Here is a 25,643-nt window from a genome sequence, read left to right on the forward strand (position 1 = left end):
GACATCGCCGATATACTATTCGTCAGTGAATGGCAGACGCGATGATGATCGCTATTCCAAGAGTGGCTCCGGCGAGGAAAACTCCGAACGCCAAATTCTGCTTCTCCACGAGCTCTCTCCACACCGAAACCTTGGGCGTTAAGAGATCGAGCAGAAGGAAGCTGACAAAGAACACAGCCACCCCAACGGCTGAATAGACAAGCGCAGCGACTATATACTGCAGCTGAAGAACGTCTCCCACATCCATTTCGGATTCCATCAGTTAGAATTAAGAATTACTTGTGAAACTGGCCCATAGTCGATCGCGAAGAAAGAGAATAGTTCCCCTTATAGATACTCGACACGCCAAGTCCGAATTGGTCCGCTACGGCGAGCATGATCAAAACGACGGTTGCGAAGCCCATGTAGACTTTAGTCATCATCGTCACCTTGTGAGCCGTCTGGATTAAAATCGCTCCCCCCCCAACGTCGCCCCTCAAAGGCGATCTGTCGCCACAGTTGGATGACAGGGACGATCAAAAGGAGCGCAAGCGCCGCCAACAGGTTGGTGGAATCAACGACTCCGTCTACGACGGTGAGCCTCACGGACTGTGAGGAACCCAGCGACAGGGCCCCGCCGTCTGCGTCAACCATCAGTCTGTAAGTTCCCTTGGAAACACCAGAGAAATAGGTTTCCTCCACTTGCCGACCTTCCGACCAAGGTCCATCGCTATCCGAACCGAAGTAATATTCGATCGGCATAACCGATGTGTGCTCTGTACCCGTCCCCTCTTCGACCAGCGTAAGGCTCAGTTCAACCCAATCGTTACGGACCGGAGCATAGCCTGTAACTTCAACAATGCCACCATAGCGCAATACGAACGGCTTCGTCGTAACCGGTATGCCTTTAGACGTCGCTTGAACATTAATGGTCTCTTGGAACACAGCTCTGTTGTTGCTTCCAGCAAAGAAGAAAAAATGCACAAGGCAAGCGGCAATAACCGCACCAATCGCTTGCTTCCAGAGTCTCCCGTTCCGCCCCTCGAAGGGGGACGGTTGGTTGGCACCGACACCGGACGGCAATGGCAGAAATCCCTCGGACTTAAACGCCTCGATGATTTCTGTGCGAGAGACATACCGACCCAAAGAGAAGTTGATTTCGGAGTCGTTCTCCTCGACGCTCAGCAAATAAGGCGGACAGATATACTCCGCAGTCGCCCAACGCTCTCCAACTTTCACACGCCAGTAAAACTCGCCCTGCACGTGATGCACGACCGAGGCACCTCGGAGAAATATCTTGTACTCGCGCCCCTCGAAAGCAATGCGAGTGTCAGAGCGACGGACAGAAAGATTCTTCTTTATGACATGCGATAAAGTCCAATGCCCCGCCTCATGCGACAGGAATCGGAAGCCATAGTAAGGGTTGAACAGAAGGTATTCGTCCCAAGGATAAGCTCCGGTAGCATCGGTTTTTCGTGTGTAGCCTATGATCTCCCAGAAAATCCCATCTAGTTTACCGCGTGCGCCCATCGCAAGAAGCGTAGGCCAAGTAGACGATTGAGCCGTCTCGACGATCCTGAAGTTCTCGTTGTTTACATCGATGACAGATGAACAATTTGGACAGATCGCAGTTACCGCGCGACCGATGGCACGCAGGACAACCGTACCGCCGCAAGACGGGCAGTCGAATGTCCTCGGGGGAAGAGGAATCCGGGACGACACGCTAGGCTCGATGGGAGCTTGAGAGAAAGCAGCTTCAGATACGCTCACGACCAGCCCTCAAATTGTCTATAGTTGGCCGCCTTGATCTCGTCCCATTCAACGTAACGACCAATGAAGGCATATGCTTGCGAGTTGTGCAGCTCGATGCAGGCGTAACCACCATCCTTTCCCATGAGATCAGCCGAGGTAAATGAGCTGTTGGATTGGGTGACTCGCGGCAACTCGCCTTCTGTGCCAACGCAGACCGCACGCTTGATGTCCACGACCGTCAGCCAACGATTGGCCACCGAAATCGACTGCCCCGGACTGAGGTCGAGCTTGGATCGGCCAGATTTCTGCGACACCAAGGATTGGGATGCGAGGTCCGTTGCGACGTTGACGGCATAAAAGCCCTGAGCTTCAGCAAGCCAACCATCATTGCCATCGTCGAAGAGTAGGTACCATTCATTCCAGGTTCCATCGTCCCATGCCATTCTGGCGCGGCCACAGACCGTGAACCCGCAGCCATCGATCTGGCCGACGGTTCCTACTTGAAGCGGGCTCATGTCTTCGGTGAGCTGCGCCACTTTGCCGATAGCTTCGATGTCGACGTCTCGACGGACGACGGTGCTTCGACAATAGCCGCAGGTGGCAAAGACCGACTGTACAGATCGAAAGTAGATTGGCGCGCCACACGAAGGACAGGCGTATTGGCGCATGGTCACTTCAACTTTGCCAGCAGTTCGGCCTTCTTGGCATTGAACTCTTCCTGCGTGAGTATACCTTTCTGGAAAAGATCACCAAGCCTGTCGATCAGGGTGATCACATCATCGGCTGCGGTCCCATCAGTCGGCTGCTCTGGTTTTGCAACGCCTAATCCCTGGGCCATCGCTTGACCAAGGGCGAGTCCCGCACCAATGCCGGCGCCCGCCGCCGCCGTCCCATCGCTACCGGCGGCGAACTGAGAAACAGAGTCGGCAACCTGGAACTGGGTGTACTTGCCGAGATCGCCGACCATTCGCATTGAAGTGGCGCGATCCAAGTGCTTCTCAAGCTCTTCCGGCAGGGTCAGGCTGAGGAGCGCGAAGTTGGTAAGCTCCAAGCCATAATTGGCGAAGGCAGGGGCTATGGCTTCGCCCATCCTCCGGGCCAGTTCTTCCTGATGTCGGGCCATATCGACGAAGGCGATATCGCCTGTCCCGATTCCAGAGGCCAAGGCAGTGATAATCGACGCTCTGAGCTGCCCATCTATTTCCGAAGAAAGACGTTTTTCGGCTGTTCCACATAGTTTCTGCCAGAAGGTCTCAATGTCGTGGATGCGATATGCGTAGTTGCCAAAGGCACGAATGCGGAGCGGACCAAACTCTCTGTCACGAACGGTCAGCGGTTGCGGGGTGCCCCACTTCTGATCGATCTGTTCGCGTAAATTGAAATAGTAGACATCCGACTTGAACGGTGACTCGAATGCTTTGTCCCAGTTTTGAAGATACGTCAGTATCGGCAAAGTCTGAGTGTTCAGCGTATACGTGCCTGGCCCGAAATGGTCGGCGAAAGTCCCCTCGTTGAAAAAGAGCGCTTGCTGGGACTCCCGTACCACAAGCTGTGCCCCATTCTGGATCTCCATGCCTTCCATTGGATAGCGATAGGCCAGAATGCCCGGATCAGTTTCGGTCCACTGGATGACATCCACGAACTGCTTGGTAAAAAAGCCCACAGTGTCCTCCCCGGAGCACATCAGATGGACCGCGTCTGCGCCAGCCACCACCGGAACATAATGTGATCAAGCGTTGGAACACAACCCCGGAGTTGCGTTCACTCCTCCTGAAAACTGGCTGCTCCACATCCCTCGTTCAGAGACGGATTAAGACACGTAGGATGGCACCTGATTAGCGGCCGTCGGCCGAATGGCTTCATGCAGGCAGCCCGGTACTCAACACCGTTCTCCCGCTCGCCGATCAATGGAGTTGCAGAACGACGGGCCATTCGATCAGAGCATTGAGCAGATCGGCCTTGATGTGCAGAGCGCAGTTGGTCTCGGAATCGAGACCGCCCTCGAAGCCTTCCTTCGCCGCCTGACGGTCCTGGCTCATCTTGATAATCGGCACCGGCAGTACCGCCGGTATCGACACAGATTCGCCATAAGTGCCCGTCGGTGCGCAACCTTCAATCCGTCGGTTGCGACACGGGTCCCGGATCCTAAGCCCCAGACCGAACCGTTCGGAACAGGATGTCTCTGTTCTCGTCATCAGCGCCCTTCCGAGCAACATCCGGATGCGGTCAGCGGAGCGGCTGCCACCCGCGAGTTAGCCGGTGCGGACGCCCCTTCGGGCGCTTATGGGCTATCGTGTCTCCGATAGTGCCAACAGAAGCGAAGGCCGCAGACCGCCGCCCCTACCATAAGCGACATCGCCCTCATGCGCGGTCACGCCCGTGCGTCCTTGGCTTGAACCAAGCCCTTCAAGCTGGACCGAGCATAACGACTTCTACTAACCATCAAATCCGGCAGTCGAAACAGTTCGTAAAGTGCCTAGCCCTAGTCTTGGCCTTAGAAATTCATAATAATACCAAATAAGATGACTTTCTATGCCAACTATTGGAGTCCCGGAAGGGCGGCCGTTACAAATTGGATACTTTCCAAAGCGGCGGCGTCTCTGGCGATCGCATCTTGCGATGCACCGGGAAAGGCGCCTTCCAGTCGGCAATAGCAGGCACTCCACACCCTCTAATTCAACAGCATTATCAGTCTCATGATCTGGATACGGATCGGGAGAAGCGACGGTCGTCGCCCTGCAGTTGCGAAACATGGAGATACTCATTTGAACACGATGACACGCCGCAGCTTCGGAGCGGGAGTGCTGGCGATAACCGTCACGGCTTGGGGGATGAGCAAGCTCAGCGCGGCGACCTTCGACCCCAAGACCCAGAACGCGGCCGGAGAGTATCCGATCGAGCCCGAGGCGTTGACGACCGCCGACCGAACGATCGTTCCGGCGCAGTTGTCCGAGAGCAAGGTCGCGGTTTACGAGATCGCCAGGTATCAGGAGGCCGGGATCGGCACCTGGACGTATGGCAAGGGCGAGGCACCGGTCACCCGCACCGATCTCATGCCCCAGGCCTATGAGGCTGCAAGCGTCGACCAGAAGCACCGTCTCCTGACGTTCTTCGCCATCAGCGACATTCACATCACCGACAAGGAAGCCCCGAACCAGGGCATCTACATCCAGCGCCTGCATCCGGAAATCTCGGTGACGACGTCGCTGTGCTCCGGCGTGATGCTCTACACGACGCACGTGCTCGATGCGGCGGTGCAGACCATCAATCTGATGCACAAGACGCAGCCGTTCGACTTCGGCATCTCGCTCGGCGACGCCGCCAACAGCACGCAGTACAACGAGCTCAGGTGGTACATCGACGTCCTCGACGGCAAGATGATCCACCCGAGTTCCGGCGACCATCTCGGCGCCGACGACGTCGACTTCCAGAAGCCGTTCAAGGCCGTCGGACTGGACAAGTCGATTCCCTGGTATCAGGTCCTCGGCAATCATGACCATTTCTGGCTCGGCTCGGTCTCTGTCGATCATGGTCCTCGCGCCGACCTCAGGCAGTCCTACGTCGCCGACGAGATGTTCGCGGCCGGCGACGTGTTGGGCGATCCGCGCAAGATCGCGGAACGGACCTACTACATGGGCGTCTTCGACGGCTCAAAGCCGTACGGCGACGTGAAATTCGCAGGTGAAGTCAAGGACTTCCCGACGCCGCCCAAGGTTGCCGCCGATCCGGATCGCCACTCCCTGCGGACCGCCGAATGGCTGAAGGAGTTCTTCAACACCACATCGAACCCGGTCGGACACGGCTTTGATCTGGCCGATGCGGAAAAGGGCTTCGGCTGCTTCAGCTTCGTGCCCAAGGCCGACGTGCCGATCAAGGTGATCTCCCTCGACGACACCCAGAAGGACGACGACAAGTCCCTCGACATCCACGGTCACGGCTTCCTCGACGAGGCGCGCTGGGCCTGGCTGAAGAAGGAGCTGGCGGACGGCGACGCCGCCGGCCAGTTGATGATCATCGCCACCCACATCCCGATCGGCGTCGAGCCGAGCGAGCCGACTTCCGAAATGAGTTGGTGGCTCGACCCGCAGAACGCGGTGACGATCGAAGGCCTGCTGACCGAACTGCACAGCCACCCGAACCTCCTAATGTGGCTTGCCGGGCATCGCCACCTCAACACCGTCAAGGCCTTCGTTTCGCCCGATCCGGTCAACGCTCCAGAAAAGGGGTTCTGGCACGTCGAGACCTGTTCGTTGCGCGACTTCCCGCAGCAACTGCGCACCTTCGGCATCTTCCTGAACAGCGACTACTCGGTGTCGATCGAGACGATCAACGTCGATCCCGCCGTCAAGGAAGGTACGCCGGCGGCGATCTCGCGCCAGTACGCCGTGGCGGCGCTGCAGTTGATCAAGCCTGACATCCGGACGTTCAACCCGACGAACGACCCGACCATCGCGCCGATGCCATCGGCCTCCTACAATGCCAAGCTGGCTAAGCAACTGAGCCCGGAGATGGTCGCCAAGCTGCAGGCACAATTCCCGATGGGCTGACCCGCGTCAACCCACGCGGATGATGCCGAATACACCATGCCCCGCCAATCCGATCGGACTGGCGGGCCATGGTACTTTTGGGGGCGGTTGGTGGAGGATCATTCGACCTGAGGGAGCAGATCCGCACTCTGGTCGATCGATGATCTAGAAACGTATCTTCAGGCCGGCGATGGGGTACTTGTGGTCGCCATGCTCGTAATCCACGGCCAGCCCGCGATAGCCGAGGATCATCGCGTACTTGTCGTCGAGTTTGCATCCGAGGCCGGCAAACAGGTCCACGAGAACTTCGACCCGACGTCGAAACCACCCGCGAAGGCCCAGGAGGTCAGGTACAGGCTGTCTGACAACTGGCGCTGAACCGGGTCCCGTTCATCGGATCGACTCAGGTCACGCTGGTGCCGCCGGACTTGGTGATGCCAAGCCCCAGAATGCCCAGCGTCGCGTCGGTGTTGACGTTTTAGAGACGGGCGCCGGACAGCAAGTCGAGGTCATAACGCGGATCGAAAAGGACGGTGGGGCCGCCCCCTGCCGAAGCGATCTGCGATGCCGTCGGCAGCTCGAGCGACGTCGAATACGCCGCCCGGTTCCTGGGCGCGTCGGCATTGACTGCAACGCCTCGGCACCAAGGCCCGGGTACGATCTGCTGTCCCACCATCTGTGTCTGCGATTGCTCGCCGACTGTCACTCTCTCCACGCCGTTGGCACGCGCTGCGACAAGACGGGAGCGTCCTCGTCATCCAGCACGGGCAGTTGCAGAGCGACGAGGCGGTCGATCTGAACGGTGAGCGCGTCGATCTTGGCGTGCAGCCCGGCGATCTCCGCTTCCGAGCGCAGGTTGGTCTCATAATCGAGACGCGCCTCGAAGCGATCCTTCGACGCTTGGCGGTTCTGGCTCATCATGATGATCGGCGCCTGCAAAGCGGCGAGCATCGACAGCATCAGGTTGAGGAAGATGAAGGGGAACGGGTCGAAGGCGCGCGCGGCCAGCACCACGGTGTTGATCACCGTCCATACGACCAGGAAGGCCCCAAAGCCCATGATGAAGGACCAGGAACCGCCGACGGTTGCGACCCGGTCGGCCAAGCGCTCACCAAACGTGAGGCGCTCGGCGAAAAGCTCGTTGGGATCGCGCGAAGCGGTCACCCGGCGAAGCTGCTTTGCAAAAAAGCGGATGGTGGTGTTCATGGCTCACCTCTCTGTTGGCCGGCCGCCAGAGGCCGGTCGCAGGTGAGCCGATCAAGGGATCAGGTCAGTGCAACGGCCTCGGGCGGCATGGTCAATCGACTGTGATCGTTGCTAGGCATGACCCCTCGGGGGTTCGGTGACGAAGGACGCCGTCGGCGTCGCTCGGGGGCATGGCCCACCAAAGCGGCAAAATCAAGACACGTTTTCGAGACGGCCCAGACCGCGCGTCCACATGCCGGATTGCGGCCTGCTCCGCGCCGTGCCATAGCAGCCGCGCCTCTTTCATCCGGAACATTGCCGTGACCGACATTGCCGAAGACCTTCTCACCGTACGGGATCTCCTGCGCTATGCCATGAGCCGCTACGGCGCCGCCGAGATCGGCATCGGCCACGGCACGAGCGAGGCGATCGACGATGCGGTGTTCCTGATCCTCGAGTCGCTGCATCTTCCGATCGACGACATCAATCCCTGGCTCGATGCCCGCCTGACGCGCGCCGAACGCCAGCTCATCGTCGAGCGTATCGACCGTCGTATCGACGAACGCGTTCCGACGCCCTACCTGGTGGGCAAGGCCTATATTCAGGGTGTGCCCTTTGTCGTCGATCCGCGCGTCATCGTGCCGCGCTCGTTCATCGGCGAACTGCTGTTTTCGGAAGCCTTCTCCGGAGAGGGCGAAGAGTCGTTGATCCGCGATCCCGACGATGTCCTGTCGGTCGCCGACATCTGCACCGGTTCGGGATGCCTCGCCATCCTCGCGGCCATGGTCTTTCCGAACGCCGCGGTCGACGCCGTCGACCTGTCCGAGGACGCGCTGGACGTGGCCGCGATCAACATCGACCGCCTCGGCGACGGCAGGGTCGGCCTCCATCACGGTGACCTGTTCGCTCCGCTGGAGGACCGACGCTACGATCTCATCATCACCAACCCGCCTTACGTCGATGATGAAGCCATGGCCGAATTGCCCGACGAGTACAGGCACGAGCCGGAGATGGCGCTTGCCGGCGGCCTCGATGGCCTGGATATCGTCCGTCGCATCATCGAAGCGGCGCCCGACCATCTCAATCCGGGAGGGGGCCTTCTCTGCGAGGTCGGAAGCGATCGGGAAATCCTTGAGATGACCTACCCCGACCTACCCTTTGTCTGGCTCGACACGGCCGAGTCCGAGGGCGAGGTCTTCTGGCTCTCCGCCGAGGATCTGGGCGTGACGGACGACGCCTAGACTTGCAGTTTTTGCATATCTCAAACTAAAATTTGGTCGAGATATGCAAAAATAGACCAACAAAACCGCATTTCCTCGCGTTTTTTCGCGAGTGTGGTCCCCGAGACCTAGACAGGCGCGACGGTGCTCGCCAGTGTCCAGCACAAGAGGACACGGCTGCCGGCCGTGTAGTCTTGGCGACGATTATCTGGTGGCGGTACTTGGCTTTACGGTGTTGCCGAAGATTTCGGTCACCACCTCGTAACCATCATCGGCGATAATCGATCGAAACCGCAGGGATCACCGATGAACGACACCTCCAGGATCGATGAAGTTGGCGGCTCCGCCGGCCAGCCGCTTGCGCTCACGGCAGCAGCCTTCAGGGACGCCGTCCGCGCCAAGCTAGCCTACGCCGTCGGCAAGGATCCGTCCCGCGCGACGGCCAAGGACTGGAGCATGGCTCTGTCGCTCGCCGTACGCGACAAGGTCGTGGAACGTTGGTTCGAGTCCACGAAGGCCTCGCATGCCGGACAGAAGAAGCACGTCTACTACCTGTCCATGGAGTTTCTGATCGGTCGCCTTCTCAACGACGCGGTCTGCAATCTCGGCATTGAAGCTCAGGTTCGCAGCGCATGCGCCGAGCTCGGTATCGACTATCAGGCCCAGCTCGAACAGGAGAGCGACGCCGCCCTCGGCAACGGTGGCCTCGGCCGTCTCGCCGCCTGCTTCCTCGATTCCATGTCGACGCTGGGCATTCCGGCCCACGGCTACGGCATCCGCTACGATCATGGCCTGTTCCGCCAGCGCTTCCATGACGGCTGGCAGGTGGAAGAGCCGGAGGATTGGCTGGTCTCGGGACGCGCCTGGGAGTTCGAGCGCGCCGAGATGGCCTATCTCGTCAAGTTCGGCGGCCAGATTTCTTTCGACGGCCATGGCGCCACCTACTGGCGCGCCGACGAAACGGTGAAGGCCGTCGCCTATGACACGCCGATCGCCGGCTGGAAGGGGCGCCACGTCAACACGCTGCGCCTCTGGGCGTCCCGCCCGGTCGAGGTGCTCGACCTCGGTCGCTTCAACCATGGCGACTACATGTCGGCCGCCGAAAAGACCATCCGCGCCGAAACCATCTCCCGCGTTCTATACCCCGACGACACGACCGCCGAAGGCAAGGAACTCCGCCTCAAGCAGGAGTATTTCTTCACCTCCGCCTCGCTGCAGGACATCATTCGTCGTTACCTCGAAGACAACGATGACATCCGCAAGCTGCCCGATCAGGTCGCGATCCAGATGAACGATACGCATCCGGCGATCGCCGTCGCCGAACTGATGCGCATCCTTGCCGACGACTACCGGCTGACCTTCCCGGAAGCCTTCGACATTACCCGCCAGTGCCTCAGCTACACCAACCACACGCTGATGCCAGAGGCGCTTGAGCGCTGGAACACCAACCTGTTCCGCAAGGTGCTGCCGCGCCACATGCAGATCATCGAGTGGATCGACTACCATCACCTCGCCGAGGTGCAGGGGCGCAACCTGCCTGTTTCGCTCGATGCCATTCGCATCATCGAGTGGGGCAGCGAGATCAAGATGGGCAACCTCGCCTTTGTCGGCTCGCACCGGGTCAATGGCGTGTCAGCCCTGCATACCGAGCTGATGAAGCAGACGGTATTCAAGGATTATCACGTCCTTTATCCCGACCGCATCGTCAACGAAACCAACGGCATCACGCCGCGCCGCTGGCTTTACGAGTGCAATCCGGGCCTGCGCGCCCTGTTGCTCGAGTCGATCGGCGACGGCTGGGTGGACAATCTCGACAAGATCGAGGAAGCGGCCAAGTTCGCAACCGATGCCAGCTTCCGCGAAAAGTTTGCCGCCGCCAAGCAGGCCAACAAGGTGCGTCTCGCGGCCGAAATCGAGCGGCGCATCGGCCTGCGCGTCGATCCCACCGCGCTGTTCGACGTGCAGATCAAGCGCATGCATGAGTACAAGCGCCAGCTCCTGAATATTCTGGAGACCATCGCCCTTTACCAGGCCATCCGTCGCGGCCCGGGTGCCGAGTGGACGCCGCGCGTCAAGATCTTTGGCGGCAAGGCGGCGCCGGGCTACCAGATCGCCAAGCGCATCATCAAGCTGGCCAACGACGTCGCCCGGATCGTCAACAACGACCCGATCATCGGCGACCGCCTGAAAGTGGCAGTGCTACCCAACTACAACGTGTCGTTGGCTGAGATCATCATTCCAGCCGCCGATCTCTCTGAGCAGATTTCGACGGCCGGCATGGAAGCTTCCGGCACCGGCAACATGAAGCTGGCGCTCAACGGCGCGCTGACCATCGGCACGCTCGACGGAGCCAACGTCGAAATTGCCGAACGGGTCGGTCCTGACAACATCTACATCTTCGGCCTGACCGCCGACGATGTCGCCGGCCTGCGTCAGCGCGGCTACAATCCCAACGCCACCATCGACAGCGACCCGACGCTGAAGGGTGCCATCGACGCCATGGTCAACGGCACCTTCTCGCCGGATGACCATGGTCGCTTCAACGAGGTGGCCGACCGTCTCTGGCACACGGACTGGTTCCTGGTGACCGCCGACTTCCAGTCCTATTTCCAGACCCAGCGGACCATTGACGTCGATTACCGCGACAGGGCCCGCTGGACGGAACGGTCGATCCTCAACACCACCAAGGTGGGCTGGTTCTCCTCGGATCGCACCATCCGCGGCTATTCCAAGGACGTCTGGGGCGTCGAGCCGCGCTTCTGAGACCGTCTATCGAAATGACAAAACGGGCGGCGTGGCATAAGCCTCGCCGCCCGTTCCGTTTTTCCGCCCCGAGCGGAAGAACGATTGTCAGTGATCGCAGCTGTGACGAGCCAGCGCCGCAAGCGCCGCCGCACCTTCGCGAGCGAGCTCCGGATCGAACGCCGAACGGGTGATGCGTACGCGGAAGGCCTCGTCGACGCGCGGCAGCGCCTCCCAGCGATAACGGCCCGGCACGATGTCCTCGAAGTGGCCACGCAAGCCGACCGGCTCGTGATCGTTGATCACCACGAGCGACTCGCCATCGGCCAGCCTGTCGAAGCTACCGAAGATGATGGCGCGACGATTCACGCAAGGCAGTCCGCGCACATCGAGTTCGAGATCCCGGGTGGCAATGTCGGTCATGCTTTTTCTCCGCTTGGTCTGTGGCCTAATCATAGGCATGGCGCAGCCCCGGCACTTTGCTCCGGCGCAAACCGGAGTAAATTTCTCTCCTATCCGCCAAGCCGAATAGGACCCTCTCGATCAACCGAGATGTGTCGCAACGGGAAAGCACCACTGACATAGGTTGACCTCCAGCGGTGCGACTCCTACGACTTGGTATCCCTACGGATGCGATGGGGCCGGCGTAGCCGCCGGGATCCATCCCCACACCTTCCAGCCCTGTCTCCCATGGGGCGCCCCACTCTTCTGACCGAGCGATGTGCAATGCAGCCTGTATTCGATGGACATAATGACGTTCTGATGCGTCTGTGGGAAACGTCCGGCAAAGGCGGCGATCCGGTCGCCGAGTTCCGTGACGGCATCGCCGCGGGTCATATCGATGGGCCGCGCGCCCAGGCCGGCGGGCTCGTCGGCGGCCTATGCGCCATCTTCGTGCCGTCCAGGCAAGGGCCGCGCCCGACCTTCGAGCAAGGCCGCTATGTGTCACCGCTGGCCGAGTCGCTCGACCAACCGGCAGCGCTTGCGGCAGCCGTCGCCATGGCCGGTATCGCGCGTCGGCTCGATCGCGAGCGGGTTTGGCGGCTCTGCACGTCAACATCTGCGATTCGCCAGGCGATCAACGATGGCGTGTTCGCCGCCGTGCTGCACATGGAGGGCTGCGAACCCATCGACGCAGACCTCTATGCGCTCGACCTCTTCTACGCAGCCGGTCTCAGGTCGCTCGGTCCGGTGTGGAGCCGGACCAACGTCTTCGGCCACGGCGTCCCCTTCGCCTATCCGAGTTCGCCCGATACCGGGCCCGGCCTCACCGAGGCCGGCGTGCGCCTGGTAAAGGCCTGCAACCGCCTCGGCATCATGATCGATCTGTCGCACATCACCGAACAAGGCTTCTGGGATGTCGCCAAGACATCGGAGATGCCGCTCGTTGCCACCCATTCGAACGTGCATGCCATTACCCCGGTGACGCGCAACCTCACCGACCGGCAGCTCGCCGCCATCCGCGAGACCGGCGGCATGGTCGGCCTCAACTATGCCACCTCCTTCCTGCGGCCGGACGGCCAGGAGAACGCGGCGACGCCGCTCACAGACATGGTGCGCCACGTCGACCATTTGGTGGAACACCTCGGCATCGACGGCGTCGGCCTCGGGTCCGACTACGACGGCGCCACCATTCCCTCGGAGATCGGCGACGCCGCCGGCCAGCAGGCTCTGGTCGGTGCGTTGCGACAGGCCGGCTACGACGAGGCCGAGCTCATCAAGCTATCTCGCGACAACTGGTTGCGGGTGCTGGCGCAAACCTGGAGGGAGTGAGGCGGAAAGCCTCTGTCCCTTCGGAGACGGCGACACCATTGCCCTACCCGGCTCTGCGCTGGGCCTCGGACACAAGAAACCCCGGCCGCGTCGGCGACCGGGGTTTTTCATTGTCGTATGGCTGGCCGCGCCTTGCGAGGCGCGAACCGAGACCGTCAACCGCGCTGGTTGCCCGAGGACACGATGTCCATGTAGACGGCGGCGACCAGGATGATGCCTTTCACGATCTGCTGCCAGAAGGTGTCGATACCCATCATGGACATGCCGTTGTCGAGACTGGCCATGATGACCGCGCCGACCAGCGCACCCGACACCGAGCCGACGCCGCCGCGCATCGACGTGCCACCGATGAAGCAGGAGGCGATGGCGTCAAGCTCGTTGCCAAAGCCGGCTGACGGCGTACCGGCCGCCAGACGGGCCGTGGTGGTCAGACCGGCGAAGGCACACATCAGGCCCATCAGCGCGAACACCATCATCTTCACATAGGCGACATTCACACCCGACAGGCGCGTTGCCTCCATATTGGAGCCGACGGCGTAGATGTGGCGACCGAAGGTGGTCTTGTTGCCGATGATGGTGAACACGGCGAGGATGACCAGGAGGACCAGCACAGGCACCGGAACGCCCTGATAATCGTTGAGCGTCAACACGAAGCCCAGGATGATGAGGCCGGCAAACAGCAGCCGCCCAACCTCGGCCGGCATCGTCGCAACGGTCAGATTATGCTTCTGGCGGTTCATGCGGGTACGAAGGGCGAGGAATACCAGCACGAGGAACAGCAGCACGCCACCGGCGTCGCCGACCAACTCCGGCAGGTAGCCCTGGCCGATGAACTTCAGATCGGGACTCACCGGGGCGATGGTGATGCCGCCCGTCAGACCGAGCACCATGCCGCGGAAGGCAAGCTGGCCGCCCAGCGTCACGATGAAGGAAGGAATGCCGAGATAGGCAGTGAGCCAGCCGACCATCAGGCCGAAGAACAGGCCCATGGCGATGACCAGTACGATCGTGGCCCATAGCGGCCAGGAGTAGGTGACATCGAGCACCGCGGCTATGCCGCCGAGAAGGCCGAGCAGCGAGCCGACCGACAGGTCGATCTCGCCGGCGACGATGACGAACACCATCGCCGATGCCAACATGCCGGTGATCGCCATCTGGCGGAGCAGGTTGGAGAAGTTGCGCGGCGTCAGAAACTGCGAGCCGCCCAGTTCGGAATCATAGGTGAGGTAGCCGAAGAAGGCCCAGATGATCGCGATGACGATCAGGAGGGCGACGATCTTGTACTCGGACAGGAACTTCCTGACGTCTTTTTTGGTAAGTGTCATGGTCGTACACCGGTATTCTTATGAAAGGGGCGCCTCAGGCGGCTTCCGTGGTCGGTTGTCCAATGGCGGCGGCGAGAACCTTCTCCTGCGAAAGCCCTTCGTTTACGAAGTTGCCCCGCAGCTTGCCCTCACCCATGACCAGAACGCGATCGCTGATGCCGAGTACTTCGGGCATTTCCGATGAAATCATCAGAACCGCGACACCCTGCTTGGCCAGTTCGAAGATCAGCTTGTAGATCTCGTACTTGGCGCCGACGTCGATGCCGCGCGTCGGTTCGTCCAGGATGAGCACCTTCGGCTCGGGCAGCAGCATCTTGGCGACGACCGCCTTCTGCTGGTTGCCACCCGACAGCGAGGCGATCGGCAGCAGAGGCTCCGCCGTCTTGACCTTCATGCGAATGATCTGGTTCTGGATCTCGGCCAGTTCGGCCTCGGACTGGATGAATCCGCCGCTGGTATAGCGCTTCAGCACCGACATGGTGATGTTGTAGCCGACGCCCATCAGCGGCACGATGCCATGCCGCTTGCGATCCTCCGGCACCATGCAGATGCCGAGCCTCACCGCATCTCGCGGCGCGCGAACGCTGATTTCCTTGCCCTCGAGGAAGATCTTGCCCTCGTTGTCGCCGTTCCAGCAGCCGAACAGCTTGCACGCGAGCTCGGTTCGCCCGGCTCCGACCAGTCCGGCCACGCCGAGGATCTCACCCTTGCGAATCTCGAAGGAAACGTTGTCCACCACCTTGCGTTCGCGGTTGGTGACGTCCCAGCAGGAGACGTTCTTCGCCTCGAACACCACGTCGCCGATGGTATGGGCCTCACGCGGGAAGAGGTTCTTCATCTCGCGGCCGACCATCATGGTGATGATCTTGTTGGTGTCGAGCTCGGCCATCGGCAGGGTTCCGATATGGGTGCCGTCTCGGATGACGGTTACCGTATCGGCGATCTCGGCAACCTCATCGAGCTTGTGCGAGATGTAGACGCAGGCCATGCCGTTGGCCTTGAACTCCTTGATGAGGTCGAGCAGCGTCTTGGTTTCGGAGGTCGTCAGAGCCGAGGTCGGCTCGTCCAGAATCAAAAGCTTTGCGTTCTTATTGAGCGCCTTGGCGATCTCAACCAGTTGCTGCTTGCCACCCGAATAGTTGTAGACCGGCAGCGCAACGTTGATGTCGCTCATCTTGAGGCGGGCCATCAGCTTCTCGGCTTGGGCATTCATCAGGTCGTAGTCGATGAAGCCCGCCTTGTTGCGTGGCTCGGAACCGAGGAAGATGTTCTCGGCCACGGTCAGATGCGGCACCATCATCAGTTCCTGATGGATGATGACGATACCCGCTTCCTCGGTTTCGCGGATGTTGCGCGCCTTGAGTTCCTTGCCTTCCCAGAGAATCTGGCCCGACCAGGTCCCATAGGGGTAAACCGCCGAAAGAACCTTCATCAGCGTCGACTTGCCGGCGCCGTTCTCGCCACAAAGCCCCACGCATTCGCCACGGCGAACCTGGAGATGAATCCCATCGATCGCCTTGACGCCATTAAAGTCCTTGGTGATGTCGTGCATCTCCAAGAGATAGTCTGACATGGACCGCACTCCCTTCGACGGCGCGAACGGCCTCGGTCAGGCCTCGCGCGCCATCCATCTCCAATCGGAGCCAAAGGCCTCGAAGGCCCGTCGCTTCCCAAAACCGGCTTTTTGCCGAATACGAGTCAACACGCCGCCCCCGCGACTTGCCGACCCGGCACGGCATCCTTGCAGGAGGCCGCGACGCGTTTCGCTGTTCTCTGCGTGAAGACCGAGCCAGAAGAGTCGGCCGACATTCGCCCGCCCGATGCGCTCGGAAACTGCCTCGATACGCAAATCCTCAGGCGACGCACGCGCGACACGCCGAAGCGGCGGCTCAAGGCAATCACCAGTCGACAGGCAGACCGACGGATCTTCCCGACCCGATCGGTAAACAGCATGCCGGGGCGGGTTTTGCCCGCCCCGGTTGATAGTGTCAGAGGATCACTTACCCTCGACCTGTTCCTTCGTGTAGAAGCCGTCTTCGACGACCTTCATCACGTTTTCCTTGGTCAGCGGGATCGGCGTCAGCAGGACGGAGTCGACCTGCTTCGTGCCGTTGTCGAGCTTGGCCGAGTACTCGACCTTCTCACCCTTGACGAGCTTGACGGACAGCTTGGCGGCTTCCGAAGCGATCAGCTGCAGCGGCTTGTAGACGGTAACCGTCTGCGTGCCTTCGACGACCCGCTTGATGGCGGCAAGGTCGGCGTCCTGGCCCGAGATCGCTACCTTGCCGGCAAGACCCTGGGCGGCGAGAGCCTGGATGGCACCACCGGCCGTGCCGTCGTTCGATGCGACAACGGCGTCGATCTTGTTGTTGGCGGCCGTCAGGGCGTTTTCCATGATCGACAGCGCTTCGGTCGGGCTCCACTCCTTGACCCACTGCGAACCGACGACCTTCACCTTGCCGGCATCGATGGCGGCCTTGAGGGCCTTTTCCTGGCCAGCGCGGAGCAGCTTGGCGTTGTTGTCGGTCGGGGCGCCGCCGAGCATGTAGTAGTTGCCTTCCGGCACGGCCTTGAGAACGGCCTCAGCCTGCAGGAAACCGACGCGCTCGTTGTCGAAGGAGATGTAGGCGTCTTCGTCGGCGTTCAGGATCAGACGGTCGTAGGAGAGGATCTTGATACCGGCCTTGTGAGCCTCGTCGATGACTTCGCCGAACACCTGTGAGTTCATCGGCACGATGGCGATGGCGTCGACCTTCTGGGAGATCAGGTTCTCGACCTGATTGACCTGCTTCTGCTCGTTGGCGTCGGCGGAGGTCACGATCACTTCGGCGCCCAGTTCCTTGGCGGCGGCAATGAAATAGTCGCGGTCGCGAGCCCAGCGCTCAACGCGCAGGTCGTCGATCGAGAAGCCGAGAACCGGCTTGTCGGCAGACGCCTGAGCGGCCATGGGCAACGCAACGGCAGCAGCCAGGATCGTGCTCGAGAGAATGGTAGAGAGTTTCATTGTCACTCCTCCTGAAGGCCCCACGGGCCCGGCCGCCTCCCCGGCGGCCTCCTTGCACCCGAACCACGACCGGACGGTTGATCCTCCGGTCACTTCCCCCAGCAATGCCCGTCATGGGCTTCACCGTTGGTTCGGGATGTACCTCACGCGAGGATAGATGCCTCAAAGCAATGATGGACGCAACTCATTTTGATTGCGTAGATGCGTTGTGACCATCATCCATTTGACGAAGAAATTTCTCCTCTTCGCCAAAAGGTTCTCCTACGACGCGCACAAACCCGCGCAATCTCTCGCGCGAGTAAAAACAGTTCCTGACGTACGCCTCCTGTCGGATAGCCGTCAAATCTGATGTGATTACATCAAGGACAGTCCCTCCAAGTCCCTGACGTATTTTCCGGAAGCCCTCCGTGGCACCGGTAAATTTCGACCCTCAAATTATACTCATCACCCAACCTTGGCAAGAGCCAATCCGGCCAACATCGACGAATGGTCCATCCGGCAGGAGTCAATAAAAGCCCCGCCGTGGCGAATGGCCACGGCAGGGCATCATGTCAAAAAGCGGGATGGGTCTTCAGAACACGGACGACCAGGCTGTCTCAACCTGATCGCCATGATACATCAAGGGGTGGGAGCGCCGGCCGACAGCAATCCCTCTTCCCTAAGCCGATCCCACAGGGCCGGCGGGATCGATGCCCGGTACCAGTCGAAGTTCTGCTTGACCGCTCCGAGCCTGCTCATACCGACGACGACAGCCTTGACGGCGGGATGGGCCAGCGGGAAATGCACCGCGGCGGCCGGCATCTCGACGCCGACCTCGGTGCAGACGGCGGCGATTCGCCTCGCCTTGTCGATGATTTCCGGCGGCGCGGCGCCATAGTCGTAATTGCCACCCGCCTCCGGCGGCTTCACGAGGATGCCGGAATTGAAGATACCCACGGCCACCACGCCAACGCCCTTCTTCTCGGCGAGCGGCAGGAAGTCGGCAAGGCCCGGCTGCTCCAGAAGCGTATAACGCCCCGCCAGCATCACGACATCGAGGTCGAGCTTGGAGACGAGGTCGGCAGCCACGTCGGCCTCGTTGACGCCGATGCCGATGGCCTTGAGATCGCCACTGCGCCTGAGTTCGTCGAGCGCGCGGTAGCCGCTGTCCAGCGTCTCGCGATAGTGCTGATCAAAGCCGGCCTTGAGGTTCCGTCGGTCGAGATCGTGGATGTAGACGATATCGATCGTCTGCGCCCCGAGCCGGTTGTAGGACTGCTCGAGCGACCGCATGAAACCGTCATAGGTATAGTCGAGGACGGGTCGCAACGGCAGCGGTCGCACCCAGCCACCCCGGTCCGGCGTCTCGCCGCGCCGGTAGGGCACGAAGTAGCGGCCGACCTTGGTGGACAGGAGATAGTCCTCGCGGGGCTTGTTGCGCAAGAATCGGCCGAGCCTCAGCTCGCTGAGACCGTAACCGTAAAGCGGCGACGTGTCGTAGTAGCGGAATCCTTCCGCCCAAGCCTCGGCCAGAATGGAATCGGCCACGTCATCCGGCACATCCCAGGACAGCGTGCCGAGGCCCGACGCCCCGAAACCGAAGCGATAGACCGGATTTTCGTCGAACGGATTTGTCATTGTCCCGATGGCTCCGTGGACACGAGCGGCAGGCCGCGGCGAACATCCGCCGCGACCTCCGTCATCTTGGTGCAGTGTCAGCCGTAAAGCGGTCCGAAATTGCCGCAGGCACGGAAGTCGGCGCCTTCCGGATCCATGCCGAACATTGCCCAGGCGCTTGGACGGAAGATGGCCTCCTCGTCGACGTTGTGCATGGCGACCGGGATACGCAGCATGGCCGCCAGTGCGATCAGGTCGGCGCCGATATGGCCGTAGGAGATAGCCCCATGGTTGGCGCCCCAAGCGGCCATCACCTTATACACCGACTTGAAGGGGCCTTCGCCGGTCAGCCGCGGCGCAAACCAGGTGGTCGGCCAGGTCGGATCGGTCCGCTTGTCCAGGATGTCATGGACACGTTCCGGCAACGCCACCGTCTCGCCCTCGGCGATCTGAAGCACCGGACCGACACCGGCAACGAGGCTGAGCCGCGTCATGGTGATCGGCATGCCGCCGCGCGTCGCAAAGTCGGTCGACCAGCCGCCGCCGCGGAAGTAGCCATGGTTGGCCTGGCAGAAGCGCGTCGCCTCGAGCGAACGCCGCTGGTCTTCCTCGGTCACTTCCCAGAAGGGTTTGATGCCGGGCTTGTTGTCGACGACCATCTCGCCGGCGCCGTCGAGGCATGTGGCGCCGGAGTTGATCAGGTGGATGAGACCACCCGCCGCCGCGCCCTCGACCGTGTGCCCAGAGACCCGTTTGATGGCATCCGGGCTCCAGTAGGTGCGAACGTCGGAGAAGATCTGCGCCCGTGCCGTCAGGAGGTTGCCGAACAGCATGCCGACGCCATTGAGACAGTCGTTCTCGGTGGCGAGAATTTTCGGCTGACGCGGCCCGTTCCAGTCGAACGACGTGTTCAGCATGGTCTCCATGAAGTCGCCGTTCGGCATGAAGTCGGTCCACTGCCGCTGCCCCTGGAAGCCTGCGGCGATGGCATGATGGCCCTGCGCCTCCTCGACATAGCCGAGCTCGGCCAGACGCGGATTGCCCACCATCAGGTCGTGGGCGATCAGGCACATCTTGACCGACGTCTCCCACTCCCAGCGCTTGCGCGCCGCATCCGACGCCTTGTCGCCGTTGGGGTCGTAGCCCTCCCTGCAGTTTTCAAGCGTCCAGGCCAGCGCCTTCTCGTATTCGACAGGATCGTAGATGGAGAGCTGCAGCCGGCGCTGGAACTCGCTCATGTCGATGTACTCGGTGCGCATGCCAAGATAGCGCTGGAAGAAATCGGCATCGACGATCGAGCCGGCGATGCCCATCGACACGGCGCCCATGGAGAGGTAGCTGCGGCCGCGCATGGTGGCAACGGCGATGCCGGCCCGCACGAAGCGAAGGATCTTCTCGCGCACGTCGTCGGGGATGGCGCGATCCGATCCGTCCTGAACTTCCGAGCCGTAGATGCCGAAGGCCGGCAGCCCCTTCTGATTGTGCGCGGCCAGGACGGCGGCGAGATAGACGGCGCCGGGGCGCTCGGTGCCATTGAAGCCCCAGACGGCCTTGGGCATCACCGGATCCATGTCCATGGTCTCGGAGCCATAGCACCAGCAAGGCGTCACGGTGAGCGATACGCCGACGTTCTCGCGGGCGAACTTCTCGGCACAGGCGGCCGCTTCGGATACGCCGCCGATCGTGGTGTCGGCGATCACGCATTCCACGGGCTCGCCGGTAGGATGGCGCAGCGTCGCCGTCACCAGTTCGGCAACGGCCTTGGCCATGCCCATCGTCTGGTCTTCGAGGCTCTCGCGCACGCCGTTGCGCCGGCCGTCGATGGCCGGGCGGATGCCGAGCTTCGGCAGATTCTTGAAAACGCCGTTCATGTCTCTCTCCCTTCCTCCCGATATCTTTGTTCAGCCAGGCTTCAGTGGCGCCTCGCTCCACCATGCGGCGGTGGCTCGACCCTATTCTTGAGGGTGGTGTCTATGGCCTCGCCGGCCTGCTTTCCGTAGCTCTTGAAGCGCTCCAGCACGACGGTCATCTCCTCCTTGCCGAGGATCACACCGCCGCCCAGCATGCGTGTGCCGATGTACACCCGCGCCAAGTTCTCGACCTCCTCGAGAACGGCAAAGGCCTTGGCCGGCGTCTTGCCCAGCGCGATGACGCCATGGTTGCCCAAGAGGCAAGCCATCCGGTCCTCCAGCGCCGACAGCGCCTCCACCGACAGTTCCGCCGTACCGAAGGGCGCATATCCCGAACACTTCACCACGTCGCCGCCGGATACGCCGATCATGTAGTGGACCGGCGGAATGTCGAGCCGGCAACAGGCGAGGATCGAGCAGTTGATGGCATGGCTGTGCAACACCGAGTCGACATCGGGCCTCGCCTTCAGAATATCGTAGTGAAAGCGCCACTCCGACGAGGGAACGAAGTCGCCGTAATAGCGCCCGTCCCAATCCATCTCGACGATCTGCTCCGGCCGCATCCTGTCGTAGGCGATCCCGGACGGGGTGATCAGCAACCCGCCCTCCACTCTGACGCTGAGGTTGCCAGCCGCGCCGGTGTTCAGCCCGGACGCGTTCATCCTGAGGCAGGTTGCGATCATTTCCTCGCGCAGGTCGAGATGATCAGTCATTTGTCGGTTGCCTCCTGAGGCACGGACGGAACGGCCGCCCCTTCCGCCGGAGCTTCGTCCCGGATGTCTCGGTCGAGTGGCGCGATCAGCACGTCCACGCCGGCGTCCTCCAGCATGCGCCGATCGCTGTCGGATATCCCTTCGTCGGTCACGAACACGTCGACCTCGGAAAGCGGGAAGACCACCAGACTGCGCGCCTCCCCGAACTTGGTGCTGTCGGCCAGCACGACGAGGCGCGCCGCTTGCCGGCGCAGTGCCCGCGCCGCCCTGAGCGGTAGCGGATCGTCTTCCATGATGCCGGCCGGACCGACGGCATGGCAGCCGATGAAGAAGGTGCTGGCGGCGACATGGAAGGCGGGAGGATCATCGAAGGGGCTGAGCACGATGCCCTGCTGGGCCAGCACCTCGCCACCGGTCAGGAACACCCGGTTGTCGGTCTTGAAGGCAAGGTGGTTGGCCACCGGCAGGGAGTCGGTCAGTACCGTCAATCCCACCGCCGGCAACATCTCGGCAAAGCGAGCCACGGTCGAGCCGCCGTAGAGGATCAATGTGTCGGGCGTCGAGACCAGTTCCACCGCGCGGCGGGCGATCGCCTCCTTCGCGGCGGCGGCGCGTTGCGCCTGCACCCCGAAGAAATAAGAGGCAAGCGGCCGACCGGCCGCCATCAGCGGCGCCACGCCCCCGCGCACCTTGCGGATGCGGCCGGCTTCGCAAAGCTGGTCGACGTCGCGGCGCAGCGTCGCGCCCGACGCGTCGACCATGGTCAGAAGCTCCTCGTAGGACACGGCGTCGCGCCCTTCGACGGCCTTCAGGATCAAGTTGAAACGCTCTTCCTTCAGCATGCCGGAACCATATGTCCGCGACCGGCGAAGCGTCAATCGGCCGATCGCAAACTTATGCAAAACACGTCATTTACGCGCAATATTTCTCAACCCGGCGTCCAATGCCGGCAGCACCGGCAAATAGCCCAAGATAACGGCACCGGATGGCGCTTTTCGTCGCAAACACCATGGGTGACGATCAATTTGTGCGCACTCGGCATTTCCCGTGCTTGATTCACTCATCGGGATTACCTAAGACCGTCCAAAACCCCGGCCAGAGATCGGCCGAAGACCCTGACGGAGGAAGTTCGATGCGTGCCTTGTTGTTTGCTCTCGCCGCCAGCGTTGCGGCGGCCCTGCCGGTCCATGCCGAAAACGTGACGGTCGACGTGACCGCCATCGTCGAACACCCGGCGCTCGATGCCGTGCGTGACGGCGTCAAGGATGCCCTGGCGGCTGCCGGATACAAGGAAGGCGAGAACCTGACCTTCGTCTACAAGTCGGCCCAAGGCAATGCCGCGACCGCCGCCCAGATCGCCCGCCAGTTCGCCGGCGAAGGCCCGACCGTGATCGTCCCGATCTCGACCCCGTCGGCCCAGGCCGTCGCCGCCGCCACCCGCGACATTCCGATCGTCTTCTCCGCCGTGTCCGACCCCGTCGGCGCCCAGCTCGTGAAGAGCATGGACAAGCCGGGCGGCAACATCACCGGCCTTTCCGACATGTCGCCGGTGGCCGAGCATGTGGCGCTCATCAAGGAAATCCTGCCGAACGTGAAGAAGCTTGGCTTCCTCTACAATTCGGGCGAGGCCAACTCGGTGTCGCTGCTGGCTGCTCTCAAGGCCGAAGCCGAGAAGGCCGGCATCGAGGTGATCGAGTCCGCCGCCACCAAGACGGCCGAGGTGCAGGGCGCGATGCGCGCGCTGGTCGGCAAGGCCGATGCGGTCTACGTCCCAACCGACAACACCATCATCTCCGCGCTGGAATCGGCCGTCGGCGTCGCCGAGGAGTCGAAGCTGCCCCTGTTCACCGCCGATACCGACAGCGTGGCGCGCGGTGCCGTCGCGGCCCTCGGCTTCAACTATTATGACGTCGGCAAGCAGACCGGCGACATCGTCGTTCGCGTGCTGAAGGGCGAGACCGTCGGCGACATTCCCGCCACCGTCGCCAAGGGCACCGACCTCGTGGTCAACAAGGCCGCCGCCGCCAAGATGGGCGTGACCCTGCCCGAGGCCTTGGTCGCCCGCGCCACCAAGGTGATCGAGTAACAAGGACGCCGCGCCCCGTCGTCACGAACGGCGGGGCGCGTCTCCACAAGAAAGGCCGGTTCGCCGGCCGGGATATCCCGCTTGCCAGGCCAGGTGAGGCCGTTCCGGGATGCCCAGCACAAGGATCGTTGCGCGTGAGTCAAATCGCCCTTTGGGGGGCCGTCGAACTCGGCCTCGTCTATGCCTTCGTCGCGCTCGGCGTCTATCTCGCCTTCCGCGTCCTCGACTTTCCCGACCTCACCGTCGACGGTACGTTCCCGCTCGGTGCCGCCGTGACGGCCGTGCTGATCATGGCCGGCGTCAACCCGTGGCTCGCCGCCGTCGTCGCCATGCTGGCCGGCGCGCTTGCCGGGCTGGTGACAGCGGCGCTCAACGTCCGTTTCAAGATCCTGAACCTGCTCGCCTCGATCCTGACCATGATCGCCCTGTTCTCGGTCAACCTACGGGTGATGGGCCGGCCGAACGTGGCGCTGCTCTCCGTCGACACCATGCTGACCCCGTTCTACGGCAACGGCCTCCGGGACTTCATGGTGCGGCCGATGTTCCTGCTGGTACTGGCCATCGTGGCGTTGATCGTCGTCTGGCGGTATCTTGAAAGCGACGCCGGCCTTGCCATGCGCGCCACGGGCGCCAATGCCCGCATGGCCCGCGCCCAGGGCATCAACACCGATCGCCAGATCTACATGGGTATTGCCCTTTCGAACGCCCTGGTGGCGCTCGGCGGCGCGCTGTTCGCCCAGACCAACGGCTTCGCCGACGTCACCTCGGGCGTCGGTACCATCGTCGTCGGCCTTGCCGCGGTGATCATCGGCGAGACGCTGTTCGGCACGCGCCGCATTCTGATCGCCCTGATCGGATGCGTCGTCGGCTCCATCGTCTACCGCATTGCCATCCAGCTTGCGCTATCGAGCGACTCGCTCGGCCTGCAGGCCTCGGACCTCAACCTCGTCACGGCTGTTCTCGTCACCTTCGCCCTGGTGCTGCCGCGCCTCAAGCGGGGAGTGCTTTCGTCATGATCGTCCTCGACAACATCCACGTCGTGTTCGGGCGCGGTACGCCGCTCGAGAAGAAAGCGCTGGCCGGTGTGTCGCTGACCATCAAGGAAGGCGCCTTCACCACCGTCATCGGCTCCAACGGTGCCGGCAAGTCGACGCTGCTCGGCGTACTGGCCGGCGACGTCATCCCCGTCGAAGGCAGCGTGCGCATCGGCAACGCCGACGTCACCAAGCTCCCCACGGCCGCCCGCGCCGGCCGCGTGGCGCGCGTCTTCCAGGATCCGCTCGCCGGCTCCTGCGGTGCACTGTCGATCGAGGAAAATCTCGCGCTCGCCTACAAGCGGGGCCAGCGTCGCGGCCTCAGGCTGGCGCTCGGCCACCAACGCCGCAAGCTGTTCCGCGAGCGGATCGCCGAACTCGACCTCGGTCTTGAAAACCGCATGACCGACCGCATGGCCATGCTGTCCGGCGGCCAGCGCCAGGCCGTGTCGCTGGTGATGGCCATGATGGCCCGTTGCGACGTGCTGCTGCTCGACGAGCACACCGCCGCCCTCGATCCGGGCATGGCCGAGTTCGTGATGCGGCTTACCGAAAAGATCGTCGGCGCCAACAAGCTGACGACGCTGATGGTGACGCATTCGATGCGGCAGGCGCTCGATTATGGCGACCGGACCATCATGCTGCATGGCGGCGAGATCGTGCTCGACGTGGAAGGCAACAACCGCCGCAACCTCGACGTCGAGGACCTCATCGACATGTTCCGCCGCGTTCGTGGCCAGACTCTCGATGACGACGAGCTGCTGATCGCCGAATGACCTGAGGGCGGCAGCGCCGCCC

At 62.0% G+C, this 25,643-nt stretch carries 22 protein-coding genes; 7 read left to right on the forward strand and 15 right to left on the reverse strand.

Annotated elements, in window-relative coordinates; genetic code table 11:
* Positions 1-22: 22 nt before the first annotated feature.
* The 5 genes from QQZ18_RS02145 to QQZ18_RS02165 all read right to left on the reverse strand — a co-directional run bounded on the left by QQZ18_RS02145 (position 23) and on the right by QQZ18_RS02165 (position 3,770).
* Complete coding sequence (locus tag QQZ18_RS02145; protein WP_284537614.1) at positions 23-247, reverse strand: DUF350 domain-containing protein; 225 nt, start codon at positions 245-247, stop codon at positions 23-25.
* A 164-nt stretch (positions 248-411) separates the two neighbouring features.
* Entirely contained in the window at positions 412-1,749 is a 1,338-nt protein-coding gene (locus tag QQZ18_RS02150; protein ID WP_284537615.1) for a DUF4178 domain-containing protein, read from the reverse strand.
* The gene (locus tag QQZ18_RS02155) at positions 1,746-2,399 is read right to left on the reverse strand and encodes a DUF4178 domain-containing protein (protein ID WP_284537616.1); all 654 of its coding nucleotides are present in this window, start codon (positions 2,397-2,399) and stop codon (positions 1,746-1,748) included. The genes QQZ18_RS02150 and QQZ18_RS02155 overlap by 4 nt, the downstream gene beginning before the upstream one ends.
* 2 nt (positions 2,400-2,401) lie before the next feature.
* Positions 2,402-3,394: an SPFH domain-containing protein gene (locus tag QQZ18_RS02160; RefSeq protein ID WP_284537617.1), complete on the reverse strand. Its 993-nt coding sequence runs from the start codon at positions 3,392-3,394 to the stop codon at positions 2,402-2,404.
* Between the two features lie 241 nt (positions 3,395-3,635).
* Complete coding sequence (locus QQZ18_RS02165; RefSeq protein WP_284537618.1) at positions 3,636-3,770, reverse strand: hypothetical protein; 135 nt, start codon at positions 3,768-3,770, stop codon at positions 3,636-3,638.
* A gap of 735 nt (positions 3,771-4,505) precedes the next feature.
* Between QQZ18_RS02165 and QQZ18_RS02170 the strand changes: the two genes are divergently transcribed.
* The gene (locus QQZ18_RS02170) at positions 4,506-6,278 is read left to right on the forward strand and encodes a TIGR03768 family metallophosphoesterase (RefSeq protein ID WP_284538806.1); all 1,773 of its coding nucleotides are present in this window, start codon (positions 4,506-4,508) and stop codon (positions 6,276-6,278) included.
* A gap of 144 nt (positions 6,279-6,422) precedes the next feature.
* Here QQZ18_RS02170 and QQZ18_RS02175 read toward each other — a convergent pair whose 3' ends face one another.
* Together QQZ18_RS02175 and QQZ18_RS02180 are read right to left on the reverse strand one after the other, a co-directional pair.
* Positions 6,423-6,557, reverse strand: coding sequence for a hypothetical protein (locus QQZ18_RS02175; protein ID WP_284537619.1), 135 nt, complete (start codon positions 6,555-6,557; stop codon positions 6,423-6,425).
* Between the two features lie 402 nt (positions 6,558-6,959).
* Entirely contained in the window at positions 6,960-7,463 is a 504-nt protein-coding gene (locus tag QQZ18_RS02180; protein ID WP_284537620.1) for a DUF1003 domain-containing protein, read from the reverse strand.
* A gap of 299 nt (positions 7,464-7,762) precedes the next feature.
* Between QQZ18_RS02180 and prmB the strand changes: the two genes are divergently transcribed.
* Together prmB and QQZ18_RS02190 are read left to right on the forward strand one after the other, a co-directional pair.
* Positions 7,763-8,683: a 50S ribosomal protein L3 N(5)-glutamine methyltransferase gene (prmB, locus tag QQZ18_RS02185; protein WP_284537621.1), complete on the forward strand. Its 921-nt coding sequence runs from the start codon at positions 7,763-7,765 to the stop codon at positions 8,681-8,683.
* Positions 8,684-8,968: 285 nt separating this feature from the next.
* Entirely contained in the window at positions 8,969-11,425 is a 2,457-nt protein-coding gene (locus QQZ18_RS02190; RefSeq protein ID WP_284537622.1) for a glycogen/starch/alpha-glucan phosphorylase, read from the forward strand.
* A gap of 87 nt (positions 11,426-11,512) precedes the next feature.
* Here QQZ18_RS02190 and QQZ18_RS02195 read toward each other — a convergent pair whose 3' ends face one another.
* Positions 11,513-11,827 (reverse strand): DUF2249 domain-containing protein, encoded by a 315-nt coding sequence (locus QQZ18_RS02195; RefSeq protein WP_284537623.1) that lies wholly within the window; start codon positions 11,825-11,827, stop codon positions 11,513-11,515.
* 303 nt (positions 11,828-12,130) lie between these two features.
* Between QQZ18_RS02195 and QQZ18_RS02200 the strand changes: the two genes are divergently transcribed.
* Entirely contained in the window at positions 12,131-13,177 is a 1,047-nt protein-coding gene (locus QQZ18_RS02200; RefSeq protein ID WP_284537624.1) for a dipeptidase, read from the forward strand.
* Between the two features lie 155 nt (positions 13,178-13,332).
* Here the strand turns inward: QQZ18_RS02200 and QQZ18_RS02205 are convergent, their stop codons facing one another.
* From QQZ18_RS02205 to QQZ18_RS02235, 7 genes are all read right to left on the reverse strand, one after another.
* A complete protein-coding gene (locus QQZ18_RS02205) occupies positions 13,333-14,502 on the reverse strand; it encodes a sugar ABC transporter permease (RefSeq protein WP_284537625.1) in 1,170 nt (389 codons plus the stop codon).
* A 34-nt stretch (positions 14,503-14,536) separates the two neighbouring features.
* Complete coding sequence (locus tag QQZ18_RS02210; protein WP_284537626.1) at positions 14,537-16,075, reverse strand: xylose ABC transporter ATP-binding protein; 1,539 nt, start codon at positions 16,073-16,075, stop codon at positions 14,537-14,539.
* 423 nt (positions 16,076-16,498) lie between these two features.
* The gene (gene xylF, locus QQZ18_RS02215; protein ID WP_284537627.1) at positions 16,499-17,506 is read right to left on the reverse strand and encodes a D-xylose ABC transporter substrate-binding protein; all 1,008 of its coding nucleotides are present in this window, start codon (positions 17,504-17,506) and stop codon (positions 16,499-16,501) included.
* Positions 17,507-18,124: 618 nt separating this feature from the next.
* Positions 18,125-19,123 (reverse strand): aldo/keto reductase, encoded by a 999-nt coding sequence (locus QQZ18_RS02220; protein WP_284537628.1) that lies wholly within the window; start codon positions 19,121-19,123, stop codon positions 18,125-18,127.
* A 77-nt stretch (positions 19,124-19,200) separates the two neighbouring features.
* On the reverse strand, positions 19,201-20,973 hold the full coding sequence (locus QQZ18_RS02225; RefSeq protein ID WP_284537629.1) for an L-fucose isomerase: 1,773 nt from the start codon (positions 20,971-20,973) through the stop codon (positions 19,201-19,203).
* A 41-nt stretch (positions 20,974-21,014) separates the two neighbouring features.
* A complete protein-coding gene (locus QQZ18_RS02230) occupies positions 21,015-21,725 on the reverse strand; it encodes a class II aldolase/adducin family protein (protein WP_284537630.1) in 711 nt (236 codons plus the stop codon).
* Positions 21,722-22,567, reverse strand: a complete 846-nt coding sequence (locus QQZ18_RS02235) for a DeoR/GlpR family DNA-binding transcription regulator (protein ID WP_284537631.1) — start codon at positions 22,565-22,567, stop codon at positions 21,722-21,724. The genes QQZ18_RS02230 and QQZ18_RS02235 overlap by 4 nt, the downstream gene beginning before the upstream one ends.
* Before the next feature lie 290 nt (positions 22,568-22,857).
* On the opposite strand from QQZ18_RS02235, the gene QQZ18_RS02240 reads away from it, so the two are divergent.
* The 3 genes from QQZ18_RS02240 (at position 22,858) to QQZ18_RS02250 (ending at position 25,621) form a co-directional block, all read left to right on the forward strand.
* Positions 22,858-23,811, forward strand: coding sequence for an ABC transporter substrate-binding protein (locus QQZ18_RS02240; RefSeq protein ID WP_284537632.1), 954 nt, complete (start codon positions 22,858-22,860; stop codon positions 23,809-23,811).
* A gap of 134 nt (positions 23,812-23,945) precedes the next feature.
* Entirely contained in the window at positions 23,946-24,827 is an 882-nt protein-coding gene (locus tag QQZ18_RS02245) for an ABC transporter permease (RefSeq protein WP_284537633.1), read from the forward strand.
* Complete coding sequence (locus QQZ18_RS02250) at positions 24,824-25,621, forward strand: ABC transporter ATP-binding protein (protein ID WP_284537634.1); 798 nt, start codon at positions 24,824-24,826, stop codon at positions 25,619-25,621. Before QQZ18_RS02245 ends, QQZ18_RS02250 begins: the two co-directional genes overlap by 4 nt.
* Positions 25,622-25,643 lie beyond the last annotated feature (22 nt).

This window comes from Pleomorphomonas sp. T1.2MG-36 (assembly GCF_950100655.1).
Classification (GTDB): Bacteria; Pseudomonadota; Alphaproteobacteria; order Rhizobiales; family Pleomorphomonadaceae; genus Pleomorphomonas.